Here is a 20,169-nt window from a genome sequence, read left to right as displayed (position 1 = left end):
CGTGAAGAACACCTCACTCGGCATCGGGGCCGAGCTGTCGCGGCTCGAAGGCCTCACCAACTTCGAACTGCGTAGCGAATGGCGGCGGCTGCATGGAATGCAGCCGCCGAAGAGTCTGTCCCGCGATCTCCTGCTTCGCGGCATCACCTACAAAATTCAGGAGAGGGCGTTCGGCGGCCTCTCCAAATCTGTCCTTCGCAGGTTAAGTGGCGCGACGCCGGAGGCACCCCATGGCGCTGCCCGCAAGGCAGCCCCGGCCGTCGTAAAGCTGGGCACCCGGCTTGTTCGCGAGTGGAATGGGCAGACACATACCGTTCTTGTCCATGCCGATGGCGTCGAGTGGCGTGGCAAGCGCTACAGGTCGCTCTCGGTCATCGCACGGGAAATCACCGGCGCGCACTGGTCCGGCCCGCGCTTCTTCGGTCTGGACGGGCGCTCCAAATGAAACGCCTGAGCTGCGCCATCTACACCCGCAAGTCCTCCGATGAGGGCCTTGAAAAGGAGTTCAACTCGCTCGACGCACAGCGAGAGGCGTGCGCTGCATTCATCCTGAGCCAGAAGCATGCTGGCTGGGCATGCCTTCCCGATCTCTACGACGATGGAGGCCTTTCAGGCGGCACGATGGACCGGCCGGCACTCCGACGGCTGCTGAGCGACATCCAAGCCGGGAAGGTCCAGATCGTCGTTGTCTACAAGGTCGACCGGCTGACGCGGTCACTCGCTGATTTTGCCAAGATCGTCGATGTGTTCGACGCGCACGGCGCCTCGTTCGTCTCGGTGACGCAGCAGTTCAACACCACGACGTCCATGGGCCGGCTCACGCTCAATATGCTTCTGTCATTCGCGCAGTTCGAGCGTGAGATCGCCGGCGAGCGCATTCGCGACAAGATTGCGGCATCCAAGGCCAAGGGCATGTGGATGGGCGGCAATGTTCCGCTGGGATACGACGTCAAGGATCGCAAGCTGATCGCGAACGAGGTTGAAGCCGAAACCGTCCGCATGATCTTCCGGCGTTATGCGGAGCTCGGATCGGTCAGGGCGCTCGGACACGAACTTGATTGGCTTGGTGTCGTCAGCAAGCGCCGCGAAGGTGCCGGTGGTGTTTTGGCGGGTGGAAACCGATTCTCACGGGGTGCTCTCTATACGCTTCTGCAGAACCATCTCTATCGCGGCGAGATCGCACACCAGGGCAACATCTATCCCGGACAGCACGAGGCGATCATCGACGCTCAGCTCTGGGAAGTCGTCCAAGAGAAGCTGTCTGGTAACCGGCAAGCCCGGGCGCTCGGCGCGACTGCGGAGGAGCCGAGCCTGTTGGCCGGGCTGATCGCGGACGGCAGCGGTGGGCGCATGACACCGACGCATGCCGTCAAGAAGGGGCGCCGCTATCGATACTATGTCTCAACAGCACTGATTACGGGCGGGCGTTCGGATCACATCAAGGGCTGGCGCATTCCGGCGGGCGACGTTGAGGCTTTGGTCCTTGATCGCCTTCGTGCATTCTTTGCCTCGGAGCCCGGTGTTGGAGAAGCCTTGTCATGCTTCGAGCTTGATGCCTCGAGTCTTCGGTCGGTGTTTGCGAAGGCGATGCAACTCACCGAAGAGTGGGCGACACTGCCGCCGATCAGGGTTCGGGAGCTCGTCCGATCCTTGATTGGGACTGTCGAGGTCCACGATGAAAAGATCATCGTGTCACTGAAGAGAGATGAGATTGCATCTGCCCTTCTGGGTGACACTTTCAGTCTGCCAACGATCACGGGGCCCGAAACATTCGAACTGCACATCGGTGCGAGGCTGCACCGTGCAGGGAAGGGTATCCGCTTGGTGGTCGGCGGCGTCGTCGCCGAAAAGCCCAACGGGCAGCTGCTTGCTTTGCTGCGCGACGCGCATGCAACCCGCGAGGCGCTAATGACGGGGCGGGACGCCACCATTGACGCGATGGCCCAGCGGCTTGGCATCAAACGGGACTATCTTTCGGCACACCTGCGTCTGACGTATCTCGCGCCGGATATAGTGCGCGTGTTCATGTCAGGACGATATCCGCCCGAGCTGGCACCGACCCGCCTTCTCTCTCTTTGCAAAGATCTCCCCCACGACTGGCAGCTTCAGCGCGCCGCTCTCGGATTTGAGACGCAGTAGCAAGCCCCGGAGTGCCTCAAGCGATGCGAGGCCGACCGGCCGAAAAATGCCGACAGAGATAAAAGGGACCTGAAGCGCGAGAACCTCTCCCAGAGAAACGCCTTCAACCCGCATTTTCAGCGACGGCTTCGAAGAGGCCCTCCAGCCAAGGATGTTGGTGGTCGTTGAGCTGCATATGGTGACGGGCACTATACTCACGATCGATCTCCGGCCTGTCGCAACGATAGAAGAGCCTTTCGCAGGAATAAACCTGGACCAGGAGGTTGAGGAAGTCGACTTCGTCACGGCGCAGCACCATCGTCATGAGGTCCGGCACCGACACATATTCTCGAGGGTTCGTATAGAGCATCGCCAGCGTCGGTGTTAGCGGCACGATGCATTTCAGCGAGACCGCCAAGTAGGCGGAGGTCGGAAAGTTATTATAAAACCCATCGCCAAATATCAGTTCGCGGTCCTCGCTCATCAGCAGGCAGAACTTTCCCGTGACGCGCATGCGGTGGCCGAAATCGCGCAAGAGCGGACGCAGATTGTAGGCCAGGGTGGTCTGATAATCGGACGCCGTCTCTTTCTTATCGGGAAAAGGATTGGGGAGACGCTCCCGGTCACCCTTCAGCTTGCAATCCAAGCGATGACGCATCAACGGGCTTCGCACCACCAGCGACGCGACGCATTCCGACAACGTCGCGCGCTGATCCGCCGTCATGGGTTGGCCGAAGAGACGCTCGCTGAGCGGTAAAGGTCTTTTCTCGCGCTTGCCCTCAAGCGTATTGAGCCAATCGACGATCCCGCCCATGGCCTCATCGGCCCCTGAGAAATCGTCCTCGAATGAGGAATTCCAGGCTCCGCCGAAGCGCAGATTGTGACTGTGCTTATCGAACCCGAACCCTTTTGGCAGAGAAGAATGCTTGCTGCCGTCGGGAGTTAGTTGCGAGACCTCGCCATTCCGATCAGCCCAAAAGCATGACAGAGCTGCGGGCCACCAGTGATGGCGCACCTTTTCAAAAGTCTTCGCGACAGGCATGCGAGCCTCGCAGAGAAGGGCGAGAAGCACTTTCCTAGAAGATTCGCTCAAGTCCGCCTATTGGGCGTGCGCTGGGTTCCTGACGACGATCCAGTCATTTGTGAGCACTGCCATTTCCCTTTTGCCAAATGCTGGTAAAAGTCCGTCACCTATTGATGATCGATTCCATTTTCTTTTCGAATTTGCCTGGCCGTCAGCCCGAGGGAGTGTCAAATGGCCAAGAAGAAAGCTCCTGCCAAGAAGGCCGCGAAGAAGGCGGCGAAAAAAGCCGCCGGTAAGCGTAGAGCTGGTCCGCATGGTTCAGGCGGTGGTCCCGGTCGCTAACCTTGAAACTTCCCTTTTCGTTCGGCATCGGCTTTCTCTGGCGCCTCGCCATACCGGGGTGCATTTCGGCGTTGGCTCTGTGGCCGGTGATCGCCCTATTCATGCGCTGGATGGCGCTCGACGTCCCGTCCGAGACGACATTCGCTGTTGCCTCGGTCGGCCTTGGTTGTCTTTTCGTCTTCTTTGATATGCGCATCTATATGCTCGCCGAGGGGCGCCGCTATTGGCCGTCCTGGCTGCGTTCGCTGATGATAGCGAGGGAGGAGCGCAAACTTTCCCGCTGGCTTTCCCGCGCCAAGAAGCATGAAGAAGAGGCCGAGAAGGCGCGCGCGAAAAATGATCAGGCGGCGGCGATCGCACACGAGGGCGAAGCCACGGAATATTTCGTTCGCGCCTTTCGCTATCCCCTCGGGGACGGAAGCTATTCCATTTCCGCGCGCGACCCTGCCGTGCATTACCCGACCGAGCTTGGGAACATCCTCACCGGCTACGAAACCTACGCGACGCAAAAATATGATCTCGACGGCGTTTTCTTCTGGGAGCGGTTGCTCATCGCCGCTCCCAAAGAAATGCGTGAAGTGCTGGACGATCGCCAAGCGCTTTGCGATGGCGCTTTGTATAGTTGGTGTGCCTGTGTCGTCGGCACGTTCGTCTATGCAATTTTTGCAGTTTTAACGTACTTCAATCTTATCGAGCTGTGGGCCCACGATAGCCTGCGCATATCGCTTGTCGTCACCGTCATATTTTTGGGCTTTGCGATTTTTTTCTGGATCGGCGCCATCAGCCTCAACGAGCAGTTCGGCGAGCTTCTGAAAGCCATGGTCGATAGCTACGTCGACAAAGTGAAGCTTGATCCAGCAATTGAGGCCATCGAGCAGAAGACCGGTAATGAACTGAAGAAGCTGCCAATATTCGAGCAGCGGCGCGCCGCCTGGCGCTACTTGAGATGGCACCAGTATCGAAAACCCGGAGAAAATAAGAACGTCGACATTGAGTCGATTCGCAAAAATAAGTACTAGAAATGTGATCTCCTACCCGCGGACGGCGCCTTGAGTCTTGTCGGAGATGCCAGGGACGCGCTTGTCCTCATCATCGGATATCTGTCGGCGTATATGCGCCTGACCTAATCTTGCGCCCAATATTGTCCGTGCGCTCCTCTCGGTACGATATCCACCCGAGCTGAGACCGGCACGTCTCCTCTCATTTTGCAGAGATTTGCCACATGACTGGCAGCTCCAGCGCGCAGTCCTTGGATTTGAGAGGCGGTAGCACGCCCGAAAGTGCCCCGAGACCATGCGAGTCTGACCGGCCGAAAAATGCCGACCGAGATAAAAAAGGCCTGAAGCCCGAAAACGTCCCCCAGAGACGCGGCCTGCTGCGCGAGGTTCCCAAATGTGGGTTGACAAGCCGCGGATTTTGCGACGATATCCCGCCTGCGGAAATAAAATAATATGCAGCCATATCAATTACTTAGTTGGTGGCTGTGCTGACAGTCTATAGCGAACGCGTCTCCACGCCAAAATTCCCTGCGCTACGCGAAAGCAGCGAAAATCGCGCCGAAGATAGCGAAATCCGCCGGCGTCATTCGGCAAATATCCCGCAGTCTCAAAAGCTTAAAGGACCTCAGCACATGTTTCTGAGCAGGGAACGCTTTGTCCTTCACGCAGGGAATTCGCTCGGGTCGCGCAGGGAAGCTGGCGGCATTCTTATGCAACCTTTTGCTCCGGATTGCTTCCAGGCTGGCGCACCGATAATAGTTGATGTAAAGACAACAAAAATTGTCAGAGTAACAATTTATGGATGGTTCGTTGACGATGTCGAAACACGCAAAGCGCAAGCCGGGAGAAAAGGCCGGACTGACCGACACCCAGATCATCGCCCAGGTGCTCGCACTCCTAAAGCAGAAGCCCGAACTCAGCATCACTGAGATCGCCGGCGCCCTCGAAGTATTTCCAACGGCGGTCTACGCCCGCTTCCCAGGCGGGCTCAATGAAATTTTGACGGCGGTGGTTCGGAGCTTATTGGCCAACGTCGCACGTCCCTTCAAGCCCAACGAGAGCTGGGACGACTATCTCCGGGGACTCTTCCGCGCTGTTTACAATGCCTTTCACAAACATCCTCGGGCCGCCCGATTTGCGGTCAGCGGGATCGCGGCCGACTACTACCTCAACCCTCTGCTAGTCGAACGCGTCTTGTTTGCCCTGAGCCTCGCGGGGGTGCCAGAAGGCGAAAAGGCTGATGCGCTCGACCTTGTTATGGGCAGTTTGATCAGCATGCTTGCGATCGAATACACAGGCTTTCAGTCTGCAGCCCCTCTGAAATGGCTCAACAAACTCCCCAACGAGGACGACGGGGCAGCGACCGGCGAGTATCCTCAGATCAGCGCCCTGAAGGACAAGCTTATTTTTGCGAACAAGCTCAGGAATAGCCAGGTTCGCTTCAAGCCGGGGCACGTCAGGCCACACCGCTTCGCCGATTATCTGATCGCCGGCCTGAAAGCCAAATATGCAATGAAGTAAGCATAGATAGTTCACTAATTGTCACTTTGACAATTATAATTGTTGGTTGTGGTTTGAGCCACAAAAGTTGCTTTTTTCGTCGCTATGCCCATCGTTTGTCTCAGGATGAGCGCCGCAACCTATCCCACGGCGCGGAGCAACTAACTCGTTCCGCGCTCATCCTTCGGAAGATCGTTAATCCGGCCGGGTTTCAGGCGGGGCGGCGTTGTGCGTCGCTACGAACGGGAAAGCTGTGCCTTCATTGTGGAGACAATAGAAGTGACGCGAAGAAGGAGTACTGGCGATCGAGACGAGCGGGATCGACACCGGGATGAAGACGACGACCCGCTCTACGAGGTTGGCTACCGCAAACCTCCGGCCGCGCATCGGTTTCGCAAAGGCCAGAGCGGCAACCCCGCAGGCTCGAAGCGCAAACGCGGCAAGAACCGGCGCGGCAAGTCATTAAGAGACGAAGTCATCGACGAGCTCAGCCAAAGCGTTGCGGTGACCGAAGGGGGGCGCCGAAAACGCGTTCCGAGGCAAACGGCACTGATCAAAAAGATCATCGCCGATGCGCTGAACGGCGACGCCAAGGCTCGTGCCCAGCTTCTCCAACTCGCCAACAAGGCCGAGGCCAATTCCGAAAAAGCGGACACCGACGATCTGACCGGTGCCGCCGCGGATGCGGAAATTCTCGATCTCTTCCGAGCAGATATCATCAGACAATACAAGGAATCGAACGATGAATAACATACTGACTCTCGCAGCTATCTACCGCCAGTCACTCTTCTACTTTGCGATACGGGCCATGACGATCCTGGAACCGCAGACCAAGCTGTCCCGGAATTGGCATCAGAAGGCGATCGCTTATCAACTAATGCAATGCTTTCTTGGCTTGTGCCGGCGGCTGATCATCAATCAACCGCCGAAAACCTTAAAGACGCACCTCGTCAGCATCTCGTATGTAGCGTGGCTGCTGATGCACGATCCGTCGCTCAGGATCGCCATCATTTGCTACGACGAAGCACTCGCCTCGACGCAGCTGCGCAAGATCCGCCAGCTTCTTCGAAGCAAATGGTATATGGCTCTGGCCCCGGCGACGCGCATTCGCAAGGACAAAGATACCGAGACGCTTTTTGAGACGACGGCGGGCGGCGAGGTCAGAGCACTCTCCGTCCAGGGCGGCATCACGGGGCACGGCTTCGACGTCATTATTATCGATGATCCGCAGAAGGCCAGCCTTGCCCACTCTGAAACCGAACGGCGGCACCTTGAAGAGCTTTATGCGAGCGCGATTGCCAACCGCTGGCGCAACCCTGCCAAGGGCGTCCTCATCGTCGTCATGCAACGACTTCATGTCGACGACTTCACGGCGTATCTGTTGCGGCTTCGAAAAGATACTGTCCACCTCAACATTCCTGCCGTGGCTCCGGTCGATATGACCTTTCATCTCGACGACGACGAGGTCTATCGGTTCCGTGAGGGCGAACTCCTCGAACCGGAACGGCTCTCGGATGTGGTCCTCGAAGAACTACGGACCGCGCAGGGGGAAGTGCATTTCCAGGCGCAGTACATGCAGGCTCCCGTCAAGACGGGCGGCTGCCCGATCAACCCTGCCTGGTTCCGGACCTACACGGAACTACCGAAGTATGACTACCGCATCATCAGCATCGACCCGGCGTTCACCGAGAACGGCGGCGACTTCAGTGCGGCCTTGGTTTGTGACGTTGTCGGCGATGATGTCTATCTCGTTCACGGCGAGCAGGTTCAATGCGACTACCCGAACCTTCTTCGCTGGATCGAGACGCTCGACAAGACCTGGAAACCTGACCTGTTTTTGATCGAGGCGATTGGCGCCGGTAAAGGCATCTGGGGTCTCTTGCGCGAGCGCGACTTCCACCACGTCGGCACGATCGAGACCCACAATGGTCTCCCGAAACTCCGCCGCATGGAGATCGTCTCGCCCATGATTGAGGCGGGACGGGTGTTTGTGCCGGCAAATGCCGAGTGGGCGCGTCAGTTTCTGAGGCTTATAGGATCATTTCCGTATGGCCCCAGTGACGACTGGCCGGATGCCCTCTCGCAGCTCCTGATCAGACTGCGCGACGCCTGTATGCGAGCCGGCCAACATCGATGCCGCCGGTTCCCGCCGGACCCGCCGCCGCAGCAGACCTCGCTCCGCTACGGCATGCACTACCGCAAGTATTGGCTCTAGTGACGAAACCGCCAGCCACTTCTTCTGCTCCAACCCGCAAAGGCTTTTTTCTATGCGTCAACATTCAACGCGAACCCGTTCCGGAGTTCTGGATCCCCTAAAGGCCAAGAGCCGTCAACGCCGCAAGCAACTTGCCGGCCTGAGCGCCTCCGGCGCTCAGGCCGGCGCCGTTCGCAACGACCTATTACCGAAGCTACAGCTTGTCGAGCGCGCGCCGGCTGAAATCATCGTTCCCGCACGCAACGTGCGCGATCTTGATTCAGCGCACGTCCGCGAAACGGCGTCCGCTGTCTTGGCCCTTGGCTTCAGCGTACCGATCCTGATCGACCACGAGAACAACCTCGTCGACGGCGCCGTGCGCCTCGAAGCCGCCAAGCTGCTCGGCCTGGCGCGCGTGCCCTGCATCGTCATCAGCCATCTTTCGTCATCTGAGCGTCGGCTCCTGCGCATCGCGATGAACCGCCTGCAGGAGAAAGGAGACTGGGACCTCGACAGCCTCAAGATCGAGCTCCAGGAGCTTATCCTCGAAGACGCGCCGATCGAGATCACCGGATTCTCGCTGCCGGAGATTGATCAGATCCTTCTCGATGATGACATCGCCGCCATCGAACAAGGACTGCTGGTTCCGGAGCAGACTATTCAGCCGGTCGCGCGCGTCGGCGATCACTTCATTCTCGGTCGTCACGAGATCATCTGTGGCGATGCCACCGACTCTCGCGTCCTCGAACGTCTGATGCACGGGCACCAAGCCCGGCTTCTGCTGACCGATGAGCCCTACAACGTCAAAATCTCCGGCAACGTCACGCGAGGCGCACACCGCGAGTTCGTCATGGCCAGCGGCGAGATGTCGGATCGGGAGTTCCACGCCTTCAATGACGCCTGGATGGCGGCCTCCCGGCCGCACCTCTGCGACGGAGCCTTGTTCGGCACCTTCATTGACTGGCGCGGGTATCCAACCGTGCACGCAGCAGCAACAGCGCTCGGCTTAAATCCGGTCAACCTCATCGTCTGGGTCAAGAGCAATGCAGGTATGGGCAGCCAGTACCGCTCACAGCACGAGCTTCTGCCGCTATTCAAGATCGGTACCGCGCCGCACGTCAACAATATCGAGCTCGGTAAGCACGGCCGCTGGCGCTCGAATATCTGGACCTATCCCGGGGCGTCCAGCATGGGCTCTGACGCCCGCCGCGGCCTTCAGGACCATCCAACTGTCAAGCCGGTTGCGATGCTTGAAGATGCTTTACTCGACATGACCAACCGCGACGACATCGCGCTCGACCCGTTCCTTGGTTCGGGTTCGACGTTGATCGCGGCCGAAAAGACCGGTCGCTGCTGTCGGGGCCTCGAACTGGATCCACGGTACGTCGACGTCATCCTGCGCCGCTACTATGAGGTCACAGGCGAGCAAGGAATTCTGCGCGAAATGGGTGAGACCTTCGATGAACTCGCAGAAAGACGGATGCGGGAAACGGAATCCCCAGAGTAACCAGCGCGCGTCCGCGATAGTCGGTTCAGTGGGACGTAAACCACATCTGGAATCGAGGGCGCGTACACCGAAAACGATCCTCGACTTCTGCCGCAAAGTACGCATTCGTGTCGGAAGCTGGCGCGCTCATAAAGTTAATCGGGCCGCCGTGAGTCATTGATAAAGGCTCGACCCCGGTGGCTGATAAGAACCTTAAGGACGTTCCGAGCCGCTCCGAACTTCTGCGGTACATGGAGGAGATGGCCCTCTATCTTCCGGATTTGGAAAGCCCTGATTTCTGGCCGGGTGAGTTCAGTCCCAGTCAGAAGACGGAGGCGGGATCTATCATACTGCCCTATGCGGTTCTCGGCGACGTCGCGGATGCGTTTGTCAGCGCTGCTTATGATCGCGGATGGGTATTACTCGGCTTTGACTGGGTATCATGGGCCTATTCGGACGAAGCTCAAGCGATGTGCAGCGACCCCTCCACACTTGCGCGAGCCGAGCCACTGCAGCTCGTGTATCTGATTACTGCTTTGATCCGACAGGATCGCTTCTCGGAAGGCGCGTTACTCGGCGCATTTAAGTCACGCCTGATCCTTGGCATCGTGCGTCGAGCAGCGGCCATTATTGAGAATCAGTGACGTTGCTTGCCACGTTGAGTGGAAAGAAACGTAATACGGTACGCCGTCCGCCATCGCGGTGAATGATCGAATTCGAAGCATTGAGATATTCTCGGGTGGAGAGGCACATGGAGGAGAAGAAATCCCAGCCGACCCTGTGGCGTAGCAGCAGGCTCAACTTCTCATGGCGAATGCATGGCCGAGAAAGGCGGCGCCGCTGACCGAACGGATGAGGATAGCGTTCCGACCCTTACCGGCCGCTCAAGATTTTAGGCAGAAGGGCGGACTAATCGGTCTCCGGATATCCATATAAAAAATCAGTCTAACAAAGAGCACGATCGGACCTTTACGTATTGTGCAAGGAACTGTCACTTTTACCCCAGTCGCGCAGCTATGTGAGAGAAGGACGAACGAGCCTTTCAGCCGCTCAGCGTATCGCGCAGATGTTCGATTGAACCGGGGGATTCTTTATGCGTTTAACTTCGTTCGTAGCCGGATTGCTTGCGTCCGTAAGCCTTGCGTCCGTAGCGCAATCTGAAACGATCCGCGTAGCGATCGGTACTCAAGACACCACAATCAATACCGCAACCGGCGGCCTCATCATCCGTGAGGAAAAGCTACTGGAGAAATACTTGCCGCATGACGGCAAGTACAAAGATGTGACGTACGACATTCAATGGAAGAATTTTACAAGTGGTGCGCCGATTACGAACGAGCAGATTGCAGGAAAGCTCGATTTCGGCGTTATGGCCGAATTTCCCGGCGTGCTTAATGGTGTTGCCCATGAAAAGGCCGGCCGGAAGAGCATTTTCATAACGCCGCTGCAGGGCAACGTTAAGGGCAGCGGCAACGGTATCGTCGTACCATCTGCTTCGCCGGTTCAGTCGTTTTCTGAACTCAGAGGCAAGACAATTTCCGTCCCGTTCGCATCGACCGCACATGGCGTTTTGCTGCGGGCTGTAGCAGCGCAAGGCTGGGACCCCGAGAAGGACGTCAAGATTATCACGCAGGCACCTGAGGTTGCAGGTCCGGCGCTCCAGGCTAATAAAGTCGATGCTCATGCGGACTTTGTGCCGTTCGCAGAACTCTTTCCCTGGCGCGGTTTCGCGCGGAAGATCTATGACGGCTCGCAAACCGGTGTCGCTACATTCCACGGAACGCTCGTAGACGCTGCATACGCCAAGAAATATCCAGAGATCGTCAACGCATACCTTCGTGCCGTGATTGAGGCAGATCGCCGAGTCGCCGCGGAGCCTGAGAAATACAGCGAGCTGATCGCAAAGGTTACGGGCGTCGAGGCTGAAGTCGACTATTTGTTTCATGGGCCGCTGGGCTTGCAGACGCGCGACCTGACCTGGAAGCCTGAATTCCGACAGGACGTTGCGACAGCGATCGATACGCTTAAGCTCCTGAAAAAGACGGATCGCGGCCTCGATATCGATACGTTCATCAACGACCACTACATCAGAGAAGCGTTCAAACAGGCGGGGCTCGACTATGATGCGCAACTCAAGAACTATGCGCAAACGCCTCTGGACGCCAAGGATGCCCTCACAGGCGAGGACATCAAGGACCCCAAGCGCGTGGCAGAGATTTGGGTCAAGGGTGAGCCGCTTGTTCGCCACTACGCGACCGCGGAGAATGCCTTCAAAGCTCTCAAAAAACTTGAGAGTGAAGAAAAGCCTATTCGCGTCTTCTACGCGCAAGACCGCAACAGCGGGATCAAGTTGCTAGGTGCCCAGGCCTGGTTCGTCCGCGAAGACAACGGCAGCGTGAGCGCATTTCTGCTGAAGGGAGGCGCCGAAGCGTGGGCGAGGGAAAAAGGCGGCAAGGTGCTGGACTATAACGGCGCGCGAACCGCTGTTCTGGCGAGCAACTGAGTCCTGGATTTGGCACTCTCAACTGAAGTCGGTTATGGCCGCTGGATCGTACGAACAATCTCGATTGCCGCTTGCCTCGTTATCTGGCAGGTGGCGTCGACATTTCACGTCGATCTTGGATTCATAACTTTCGCCAACGTCCCCGCGCCGACCGAGGTCTTTTCCTCTGCAATTGATCTGGCGAGATCGCCGAAGGTCTTTGCGCACCTCTCAAGCAGCCTGATGAGGGTGTTCGCTGGATATTCAATTGCTGTCGTTGTCGGGATCTTACTCGGGCTTGTGATCGGAAGATCGAAACGAGCATCTGATTTCCTTCTGCCGCCGCTTGAGATTCTCCGTCCTATCCCAGCAGTTGCCTGGATTCCTCTTGCGGTTCTCATGTTTCCATCATCCGAACTCTCGATGATCTACATAACATTCATCGGCGCTCTGTTCCCAATCCTGCTCAACACGGTGCATGGAGTCGAAAATGTGGATCCGCGCTTGGTCGCGTCGGCGCGCAGTCTGGGTGGAACGCGAAACGCGATCTTATGGGAAGTTATCCTCCCTGGCGCCGCGCCAAGTATTGTCACGGGACTTGCCGTCGGAATGGGCACATCGTGGTTTTGCCTCATCACAGCGGAGATGATCTCTGGACAGTTCGGCATCGGTTACTACACGTGGGAATCTTATACGCTTCAGAATTACTCTGACATTGTTGTCGGTATGATCTTGATTGGCGTCTTGGGAATGGCGAGCAGTTATTTGCTCCGCAGGATAGGAGCCGCTCTGACGCCTTGGCAATCGCCGGAGGAAATGAACCGATGAGTCGGCGCGAGTTGAGCGCCCACCTCCAAGGCGGCCGAGTCGACGTCGACCATGTATCGATCGAGCTTGGCCGCGGCGCTGACGCTTTTGAGGCAGTCGCCGACGTGAATTTCGCCATCGACGCCGGCGAATTCGTGTGCGTCCTTGGGCCGTCCGGATGCGGGAAGTCGACTCTTTTGGGCGCGATCGCAGGGCATATTCAAATAACGAAGGGCCAGCTTGAGGTTGATAACGAAGAAGTTCGTGGTCCGCATCCCGATCGCGGCATCGTCTTTCAGCACCACACGCTTTTTCCTTGGAAGTCGGCGCGAGATAACGTCGCTTTCGGGCCCAAGATGCGAGGGGTTGCGAAGGCCGAACGACGGAGATTGGCAATGGAGATGCTCGATCTCGTTGGTCTGGTCGATTTCGCAGATCGCTACCCGAAGCAACTATCCGGAGGTATGCAGCAGCGCGTCGAGATCGCTCGTGTGCTGGTAAACAAACCCAGACTTTTGCTCATGGATGAGCCATTTGGTGCGCTGGATGCTCTGACACGGTTGATGATGCAGGAGCTTCTGCTCGCTATCTGGCGTCGTGTTCCTACAACGATCGTCTTCGTGACGCACGATATTGATGAGGCGCTTTTCCTGGCCGACCGCATCATCGTTATGAGTCCGCGCCCTGGGCGGATCCTGGAAGTTATCGAAGTTCCGTTTGGACGTCCGCGGCCGACCGAGATCATGGCGTCGATGGAATTCGGTCGTCTCAAAGCGCATTGCCTTTCACTTCTGCGGCCGCGCGATGATACACCGGCGCTGCAACGGCTCAGTCCATTGGGGCTCGCTTTTGGCGAAGGTCGATAGGACAATGCGCTTATGAAGCGTTTGAATATCGTCCGCATTATTTCTTTGTACGACGTCCCGCTTCATCGAGTTTAGAACACCCCATTCTACAGGAAGCCGTCCACCGCGCATTATCTATGTGGCGGTACGAATAAAAGTTGGGAACTGCACATGAGCTTAGACAAGATCGTCGACGGACTCACCGAAGTGAGCTGCGACGTCCTTGTCATCGGTGGCGGCACCGCCGGCCCCATGGCTGCGCTCAAAGCCAAAATGAGACGGCCCGATGCAAAGGTCATTCTTCTTGAAAAGGCGAATGTGAAGCGTTCCGGTGCCATCAGTATGGGCATGGACGGGCTGAACAATGCCGTCATTCCCGGCCATGCGACGCCGGAGCAGTACACGAAGGAAATTACGATCGCGAACGATGGCATCGTCAACCAGAAGGCGGTGCTGAAGTACGCGGAGCAATGCTACTCCATCATCGAAGAGCTCGATAAGTACGGCATCCGCTTTCAGAAAAACGAGAACGGCGACTTCGCTGTTAAGAAAGTCCATCACCTGGGTACGTATGTCTTGCCGATGCCCAACGGCGACACAGTGAAGAAAGCCATTTATCGGCAGTTGCGCCGGGTCCAGCTTCTTATTTCGAACCGCTTCATCGCAACGAGACTGCTCTTGGGAAAGGACGGGCGCGTCGCAGGCGCGATCGCGGTCAACACTAGAACCGCTGAATTTCTCGTTATCAAGGCGAAGTCCGTCATTCTATGCATGGGCGCGGCGGGCCGACTGGGGCTTCCTGCGTCCGGTTATCTCTTCGGCACGTACGAGAACGCCGCTAATTCCGGTGACGGCTATGCGATGGCCTATCACGCCGGTGCCAAGCTCGCCAATCTCGAGTGCTTCCAGATAAACCCATTGATCAAGGACTATAATGGTCCGGCGTGCGCCTACGTTGCCGGCCCCTTCGGTGCCTATACAGTGAACAACGAAGGCGCACGCTTCATCGAATGCGATTACTGGTCGGGACAGATGATGCTCGAGTTCTACAATGAGCTGCAGTCCGGCAAAGGTCCCGTATTCCTAAAGCTCAACCATCTGCACGAAAATACGATCTCAGAAATTGAATCTATTCTTCACACGGTGGAGCGCCCCTCTAGAGGTCAGTTCCACGCCCATAGGGGAACCGACTACCGCAACGACATGATCGAAATGCACGTCTCTGAGATCGGTTTCTGCTCCGGCCACAGCGCGTCCGGCGTTTTCGTTGACGAGTTTGCGAGAACGACAGTTCCTGGTCTCTATGCGGCTGGCGATATGGCAAGCGTGCCGCACAGCTACATGCTCGGTGCTTTCACCAACGGTTCGATCGCGGGCGAGCATGCCAGCGACTATGCTAAGGACGTCGACTGGACGGACTATGATCCGGAAGACGTCGCACGCGAGCGAGATAGAGTCTTAGCTCCAACGCGCCGTGATGACGGCATCCCGCCAAACCAGATCGAATACAAGACCCGCCGCTTGGTGAACGACTATCTGCAACCTCCAAAAGTGCCGAGGAAATATCGCCTGGCGCAATCGCGTTTCTCGGAAGTTCGCGAGGATCTGGAAACAAACATGATCGCGCGAAATGCCCACGAGCTTCTTCGGGCGCTCGAGGCCTCATCCATACTTGATTGTGCAGACATGGCTGCATGCGCCTCGCTATTTCGGACCGAAAGCCGCTGGGGGCTTTATCACTTGCGCACCGATTATCCGGAGCGGAACGATAATGATTGGTTCTGTCATACGCTGCTCGGCAAAAGCGATGGCCATATGATTTGCGAGAAACGCGCCGTCGATCCCTACATCATCCCGATCCAGGATGAAGAGAAAGACGTCTATTATCATCAGCGTGTCGGGGCGCGGGCTTAGCCTGATCGAATTGGAGTAAGCAATATGCCGCTAGCAAATACGGCGACGAGCGTGCCGGTTGTCGTCGATAACGATAAGTGCATAGCCGACAAAGGCTGTACTGTGTGCGTCGACGTCTGTCCTCTTGACGTTCTGCGCATCAGCGAGGAGAGCAAGAAGGCCTATATGGCCTATGATGAATGCTGGTATTGCTTACCATGTCAGTGCGATTGTCCGACGGCGGCCCTCACGGTCAATATTCCCTTTCTCTTGAAATAGGGAGCGAGAGCCTGATCGATGGCTGGCATCTTTGAAGACACTGTCGACGTTGGCGAAATCGCAGAGACACTTCGCTCCGGCGACGTCGGCGAACGCCGTGTAGCCATCATCGCTCTTGCCGATTCCGGCTTGCCTGAAGCAGTACCACTTCTCAGCGCGGCAATCGGAGATCCTGACGCCGGCCTTCGGCAACAGGCGGCGATTGCGTTGGGCGCATTTGACGGGATCGATGCAGCGAATGCCCTCGCGAAAGGCATCATTGACAGGAACGCGGATGTCGCTGCCGCCGCTGCCGATAGCCTTGCCGAACTGAAAGATCCAGCGACGGCAGCAGTGCTTTTGCCTCTGGTTAATCATGCCTCCGCCTTTGTGCGGCAAAGCGCGTTGCGCGCACTCAAGGAACTTCGTCGGCCAGAATCTTTGAGACCTGCGACAGTGGCATTGAAGGACGACGACCCGAAAGTGCGCATTCAGGCAGTCGGCGTCATCGGATTTCTGAAGATGGAAGAAGCGGTGCCGGCGCTTCGCTCGGCGGCGGGGGACAGCGACGCAAAAGTTAGAAAATCCGCTATCAATGCTATCGCGTTTTCCCAGGCACGGGGTTCGGCGGAGATCATTGCGCACGCTCTCGCTGACGACAATTGGACCGTTAGGGAGAGTGCCGCCGAAGCGCTTGGACGAAGCTCTGGAGGCCTCGCGGGCAAAGACGAACTCGTCGCAAGCCTGGAAGACGGATATTGGCAGGTCCGGCTAAAAGCGATCCGCAGTCTTGCGGCCTTGAAGGTGCATACTGCGGCTCTCTCTATCGCCGATAGCCTCGTCCACCCAGAGCCCAACCTGCGGAAAGAGGCCGCGGCGGCTCTCGGAGAATTACGGGTGGCCGAAACGCGCCCCCATCTGGAACGTGCTGCCAATGACATCGACGCCGACGTCCGCAAGAACGTGAAATGGGCGCTCGCGCAACTGGATTAGTTGCTGGATTCGCAATAGTTCGAGCGACCCTTGCCTGACTCAAGAGTCCGCAAAGCTAGAAAAAGACAGAAAATCGGTCTGTGAGTGTGGAGCAAGATCGGCCTCGCGAATATCATCTTCCGTCACCTGCGGTGCGCATAGCTCGATAAAGCGATAAACGAACCCGCGCTGCAGGCGGCCACGGCGGATGGCGATACTCGACATACTGGGTGAGAAGACTTTTACGGTATCGATCATCCGAAGGTTATGATCGCGGTTTTCATCATATGCCATGGGAGCGATAATTCCAATACCGAGCCCCCATTCGACGTAGGCTTTAATAACGTCAGCGTCGAGCGCTGTGATTGTTATGTTCGGCGAAATTCCGGCTTTCTCGAATGCCTCGTCAATGTGCGGCCTTCCGGTGATGCCGCTTTCATAGGTGATGAGAGGGAACTGGGCGAGTTCGTAGAGCGACACTGCTCGTTTCGATTCCAGTGGGTGTCCTGCAGGAGCTATAACGATGTGTTCCCATGAATAGAATGGAAACGTGATAATTTCGTCGTTGCTGCCAAATACGCCAGTCGCTATTCCGATGTCTGCATCGCTAGCGAGTAAGAGCGAGGATATATCCCTTGGATTGGACTGCCTTAAATCTAGCCGGACGTCCGGAAACTTCTCTTTGAATTTGACGATGATTTCGGGGAGCACATAACGAGCCTGAGTGTGTGTCGTCGCGACTTGCAGGACACCCTTGTCTTGAGTTGAGAACTGAGCCGCTGCCTGCTTGATATTTTCCGCCTCGAACAGCACACGCTCTGCAATGCGCGCAACTTGAGCGCCAAGATCTGTCAGACCAAGCAGGCGCTTGCCGCGGCGAATAAAGAGGGAAGAGCCGAGTTCTTCCTCAAGTTCCCTGATCTGCTTGCTGACGCCGGACTGGGATACGTAAATCGCATTTGCGACCTCCGTTATATTGAATTTGTACCGAATAGTCTCACGAAGAATCCGCAATTGCTGGAAGTTCATCTCCCCCCTCAAATTTTCCCATCATTACACGCCCCCCAGTTGCGGCAGCTCTGCAGGACCCTGAGCGTCTGTCTCATCATAAGTTATGACAACACCGCACGAGACAATTAAATTCTTCTGCTTTGTATATTCTGGCGAGAAAGAGCGGGCGAGGCCTTTTCTGCCGATGATGTTGAAGCAGATAAACCGTCGAAATAGCGGACAAAGAAGCGTTTTTCACACTGCAGGCGTGTCGTAATAACGATTGAACTTCGAGAGTAATATACTTTTTATAAGGAGGAATAACGCAGGAGAGTCCTCCAATGAAAATGCACTTCGCCTCTGCCGTCTTGGCCTTCATTCCCCTTTTCTCCGCGGCGTCGATGCCGGTTTCGGCCGGGCAGCAAGCCCAACTACACCGCGGAGAGGTTACGGCCTGTAGCCGCTATGCCAACGGATGCTATACCGCCAAGCAGGTAGCCTCCCGCGATGGTCGGAGTCTCATCCTTCATCATGGAACGCGGATCGACTGCGAAGGTGACTGCAAAAATACGCTAAGAGAAGCAACAGTCGATTTTTGGGACACGATGCGTGAGAACGGTAGTTGATGCGTTTGGCGCTGATAGTTCGAGGGCCGCACCCTCATCAGGACGCGGCCCTCGCTGTCAGATCGCATCAGGAAAATCACCTACAGACGGGGTCGAAAGAGGTCTTATCCTTTACGATCAGAACTTGATCTGTGCACCGGCGGTGAAGAATTGGATCGGGTCTGTGTTGGCCGTTCTGCCGTTCACCGCGGTGACGTCGATATCGACGTGTTTGTAGTCAAGGTAGACGTCGACAACGCCGCTCAGATTTTGATTGAGGCCAATGCTCCAGCCGCGAAGTTCCGAACTGGAGACAAAGTTGGCGGCAGTACCGCCGGTCGGATTTGAGAACAGCGAGGCCACGCTAAGTGGAGCTGTTGAACTTTGGAATCCTGCTCCCCGATCCAGCTGGAAATATTCTCCGAAGAACGTCGTCGCCCCGAGCGGGATGAACTTGCGTTGGATACCCGCCTGAAGTGTCCAGAAGCTGGTATCTTCGTCCACGTCTCCGGTTACGCCGTTGCTACGATAGAGGTCATCAAGTCCTGCGTCGTGCAAACGACCCCAGGCGCCAGACGCATAGAGGCCGGTCTCAGTATGCAAAATTGAGCCGCTAAGCCCGACTTCACTCGTGGGACCGACACCGCGGTTAACGGACGATACGTGAGTAGGAGTCGTGAAATCATTGGATTCCGTGTAAGCGGCACCACCCGCAAGCTCAAAGCCGGAAAATTCGCCTTTGTAACGTAGCGCGATGTTCCATCGATCGTCTTCACCCCAGGCGGCCGACGCTGTGAAGCCGGCGATCGTCGGTGAATCATATTTGACGACGTTGAAACGATGGCCTTCACCTGGTGCAGACTGTTGAGCGCCCGGTGCAACGAAAGCACCCCAGCGATCGCCGGAAAGAACGCCATCTCTTCGGCGAATCAGGAAGCCGGAGCTATTGCCTCCATCGCCGAAAGTGTTGCCCCAGCTGTTCGTGTAGGCAAAGTGGTTGGTGTTGGCGAGGTTGATTTCAGTAATGCCGTCGGCGGCATCAGAGGTCTGACCGACCCAGACTTTGCCGTACTCTTTCCCGCTCAAGTACCAAGTGCTGTGCCGGACAGATACGCCATTGTCAGATGATGGGCCAGCCTGCGAAGATCTATCTTCGCGAGCGCCACGGATGCCGAGTTCCAGTAAATATCCAGCACTCCAGCCCTTCGCAATCTGCGCTTCGCCGAGAAATCGGACGCGATCCTGTGCTGTCTCGTTCGTGACGACGTATGCATTACGCTCTCTACCGTCATCCCAGACCAGTAGCGCTTCGTTAATGAAGCCAGACACTGTCAGAGAGACTTTTCGGTTTCCCTTGCGGGCGGTCGTTGCCTCAAGTTCGGCAACGCGCTCCTCTAGATCCGCGCAGCAATCACCTCCAAGATCTGCGGCCTGCGCCGTCCCGATACTTGGAATAGTAACGCCTGCAAATGCGAGCCAGAGTGCAATATTCGCTCTGTTAGTCCCCCCGAGCATTCCCGGTACCTCCACAGTAAAAAAATGACTCGGTTCCCTCATCGCCGACGATCCGGCCGCGCGAACGCAGACGACTGGGATCGGCGGACACGACTGACTCCCCCAGAGCAGCGCCGTGCCTAAATGAAGTTCCGACGGAA

The 20,169-nt window shown here is 56.9% G+C and carries 17 protein-coding genes; 14 read left to right on the top strand and 3 right to left on the bottom strand.

Going from position 1 to position 20,169, the window contains the following annotated elements:
• Position 1 precedes the first annotated feature (1 nt).
• Both HYPMC_RS15855 and HYPMC_RS15850 read left to right on the top strand, forming a co-directional pair.
• Positions 2-445 carry a DUF2924 domain-containing protein gene (locus tag HYPMC_RS15855; protein WP_013949038.1) on the top strand — a complete coding sequence of 148 codons (444 nt, stop codon included), beginning with the start codon at positions 2-4 and terminating at the stop codon, positions 443-445.
• On the top strand, positions 442-2,139 hold the full coding sequence (locus tag HYPMC_RS15850; RefSeq protein WP_013949037.1) for a recombinase family protein: 1,698 nt from the start codon (positions 442-444) through the stop codon (positions 2,137-2,139). The genes HYPMC_RS15855 and HYPMC_RS15850 overlap by 4 nt, the downstream gene beginning before the upstream one ends.
• 103 nt (positions 2,140-2,242) lie before the next feature.
• Here HYPMC_RS15850 and HYPMC_RS15845 read toward each other — a convergent pair whose 3' ends face one another.
• Positions 2,243-3,160, bottom strand: coding sequence for a hypothetical protein (locus HYPMC_RS15845; RefSeq protein ID WP_013949035.1), 918 nt, complete (start codon positions 3,158-3,160; stop codon positions 2,243-2,245).
• Positions 3,161-3,486: 326 nt separating this feature from the next.
• On the opposite strand from HYPMC_RS15845, the gene HYPMC_RS15840 reads away from it, so the two are divergent.
• The 12 genes from HYPMC_RS15840 to HYPMC_RS15785 all read left to right on the top strand — a co-directional run bounded on the left by HYPMC_RS15840 (position 3,487) and on the right by HYPMC_RS15785 (position 16,940).
• Positions 3,487-4,503 (top strand): hypothetical protein, encoded by a 1,017-nt coding sequence (locus HYPMC_RS15840; RefSeq protein WP_013949034.1) that lies wholly within the window; start codon positions 3,487-3,489, stop codon positions 4,501-4,503.
• Between the two features lie 795 nt (positions 4,504-5,298).
• Positions 5,299-6,003 carry a TetR/AcrR family transcriptional regulator gene (locus HYPMC_RS15835; protein ID WP_157135458.1) on the top strand — a complete coding sequence of 235 codons (705 nt, stop codon included), beginning with the start codon at positions 5,299-5,301 and terminating at the stop codon, positions 6,001-6,003.
• Between the two features lie 258 nt (positions 6,004-6,261).
• Positions 6,262-6,732, top strand: coding sequence for a DUF5681 domain-containing protein (locus HYPMC_RS23360; protein ID WP_157135457.1), 471 nt, complete (start codon positions 6,262-6,264; stop codon positions 6,730-6,732).
• On the top strand, positions 6,725-8,197 hold the full coding sequence (locus HYPMC_RS15825) for a hypothetical protein (RefSeq protein WP_013949030.1): 1,473 nt from the start codon (positions 6,725-6,727) through the stop codon (positions 8,195-8,197). Before HYPMC_RS23360 ends, HYPMC_RS15825 begins: the two co-directional genes overlap by 8 nt.
• Positions 8,198-8,249: 52 nt before the next feature.
• Positions 8,250-9,683 carry a DNA modification methylase gene (locus HYPMC_RS15820; RefSeq protein ID WP_013949029.1) on the top strand — a complete coding sequence of 478 codons (1,434 nt, stop codon included), beginning with the start codon at positions 8,250-8,252 and terminating at the stop codon, positions 9,681-9,683.
• 176 nt (positions 9,684-9,859) lie between these two features.
• Positions 9,860-10,306 (top strand): DUF6508 domain-containing protein, encoded by a 447-nt coding sequence (locus HYPMC_RS15815; protein WP_013949028.1) that lies wholly within the window; start codon positions 9,860-9,862, stop codon positions 10,304-10,306.
• 449 nt (positions 10,307-10,755) lie between these two features.
• The gene (locus HYPMC_RS15810) at positions 10,756-12,165 is read left to right on the top strand and encodes an ABC transporter substrate-binding protein (protein ID WP_013949026.1); all 1,410 of its coding nucleotides are present in this window, start codon (positions 10,756-10,758) and stop codon (positions 12,163-12,165) included.
• A gap of 9 nt (positions 12,166-12,174) precedes the next feature.
• On the top strand, positions 12,175-12,972 hold the full coding sequence (locus HYPMC_RS15805) for an ABC transporter permease (RefSeq protein ID WP_013949025.1): 798 nt from the start codon (positions 12,175-12,177) through the stop codon (positions 12,970-12,972).
• Positions 12,969-13,817, top strand: a complete 849-nt coding sequence (locus tag HYPMC_RS15800) for an ABC transporter ATP-binding protein (RefSeq protein ID WP_013949024.1) — start codon at positions 12,969-12,971, stop codon at positions 13,815-13,817. Before HYPMC_RS15805 ends, HYPMC_RS15800 begins: the two co-directional genes overlap by 4 nt.
• Before the next feature lie 150 nt (positions 13,818-13,967).
• Positions 13,968-15,710, top strand: coding sequence for a fumarate reductase/succinate dehydrogenase flavoprotein subunit (locus HYPMC_RS15795; RefSeq protein ID WP_013949023.1), 1,743 nt, complete (start codon positions 13,968-13,970; stop codon positions 15,708-15,710).
• A 24-nt stretch (positions 15,711-15,734) separates the two neighbouring features.
• Positions 15,735-15,968: a ferredoxin family protein gene (locus HYPMC_RS15790; protein ID WP_013949022.1), complete on the top strand. Its 234-nt coding sequence runs from the start codon at positions 15,735-15,737 to the stop codon at positions 15,966-15,968.
• Between the two features lie 18 nt (positions 15,969-15,986).
• A complete protein-coding gene (locus tag HYPMC_RS15785; protein WP_013949020.1) occupies positions 15,987-16,940 on the top strand; it encodes a HEAT repeat domain-containing protein in 954 nt (317 codons plus the stop codon).
• Between the two features lie 39 nt (positions 16,941-16,979).
• On the opposite strand, the gene HYPMC_RS15780 is transcribed toward HYPMC_RS15785, so the two are convergent.
• Together HYPMC_RS15780 and HYPMC_RS15770 are read right to left on the bottom strand one after the other, a co-directional pair.
• Entirely contained in the window at positions 16,980-17,948 is a 969-nt protein-coding gene (locus HYPMC_RS15780; RefSeq protein WP_013949019.1) for a LysR substrate-binding domain-containing protein, read from the bottom strand.
• A gap of 704 nt (positions 17,949-18,652) precedes the next feature.
• Positions 18,653-19,600, bottom strand: coding sequence for a porin (locus tag HYPMC_RS15770; RefSeq protein ID WP_244420905.1), 948 nt, complete (start codon positions 19,598-19,600; stop codon positions 18,653-18,655).
• Between the last annotated feature and the right edge of the window lie 569 nt (positions 19,601-20,169).

The organism is Hyphomicrobium sp. MC1, assembly GCF_000253295.1.
GTDB lineage: Bacteria > Pseudomonadota > Alphaproteobacteria > Rhizobiales > Hyphomicrobiaceae > Hyphomicrobium_B.
Note: the sequence above shows the minus strand (reverse complement) of the source record. Positions and strands in the feature narration are given on the sequence as shown.

What these genes read in the sequence shown, in the direction of transcription:
- HYPMC_RS15850 (WP_013949037.1), top strand. Translation starts at nt 442, where the DNA reads ATGAAACGCCTGAGCTGCGCCATCTACACCCGCAAGTCCTCCGATGAG.
- HYPMC_RS15845 (WP_013949035.1), bottom strand. Translation starts at nt 3,160, where the DNA reads ATGCCTGTCGCGAAGACTTTTGAAAAGGTGCGCCATCACTGGTGGCCC.
- HYPMC_RS15835 (WP_157135458.1), top strand. Translation starts at nt 5,299, where the DNA reads ATGTCGAAACACGCAAAGCGCAAGCCGGGAGAAAAGGCCGGACTGACC.
- HYPMC_RS15825 (WP_013949030.1), top strand. Translation starts at nt 6,725, where the DNA reads ATGAATAACATACTGACTCTCGCAGCTATCTACCGCCAGTCACTCTTC.
- HYPMC_RS15820 (WP_013949029.1), top strand. Translation starts at nt 8,250, where the DNA reads ATGCGTCAACATTCAACGCGAACCCGTTCCGGAGTTCTGGATCCCCTA.
- HYPMC_RS15810 (WP_013949026.1), top strand. Translation starts at nt 10,756, where the DNA reads ATGCGTTTAACTTCGTTCGTAGCCGGATTGCTTGCGTCCGTAAGCCTT.
- HYPMC_RS15800 (WP_013949024.1), top strand. Translation starts at nt 12,969, where the DNA reads ATGAGTCGGCGCGAGTTGAGCGCCCACCTCCAAGGCGGCCGAGTCGAC.
- HYPMC_RS15795 (WP_013949023.1), top strand. Translation starts at nt 13,968, where the DNA reads ATGAGCTTAGACAAGATCGTCGACGGACTCACCGAAGTGAGCTGCGAC.
- HYPMC_RS15790 (WP_013949022.1), top strand. Translation starts at nt 15,735, where the DNA reads ATGCCGCTAGCAAATACGGCGACGAGCGTGCCGGTTGTCGTCGATAAC.
- HYPMC_RS15785 (WP_013949020.1), top strand. Translation starts at nt 15,987, where the DNA reads ATGGCTGGCATCTTTGAAGACACTGTCGACGTTGGCGAAATCGCAGAG.
- HYPMC_RS15780 (WP_013949019.1), bottom strand. Translation starts at nt 17,948, where the DNA reads ATGAACTTCCAGCAATTGCGGATTCTTCGTGAGACTATTCGGTACAAA.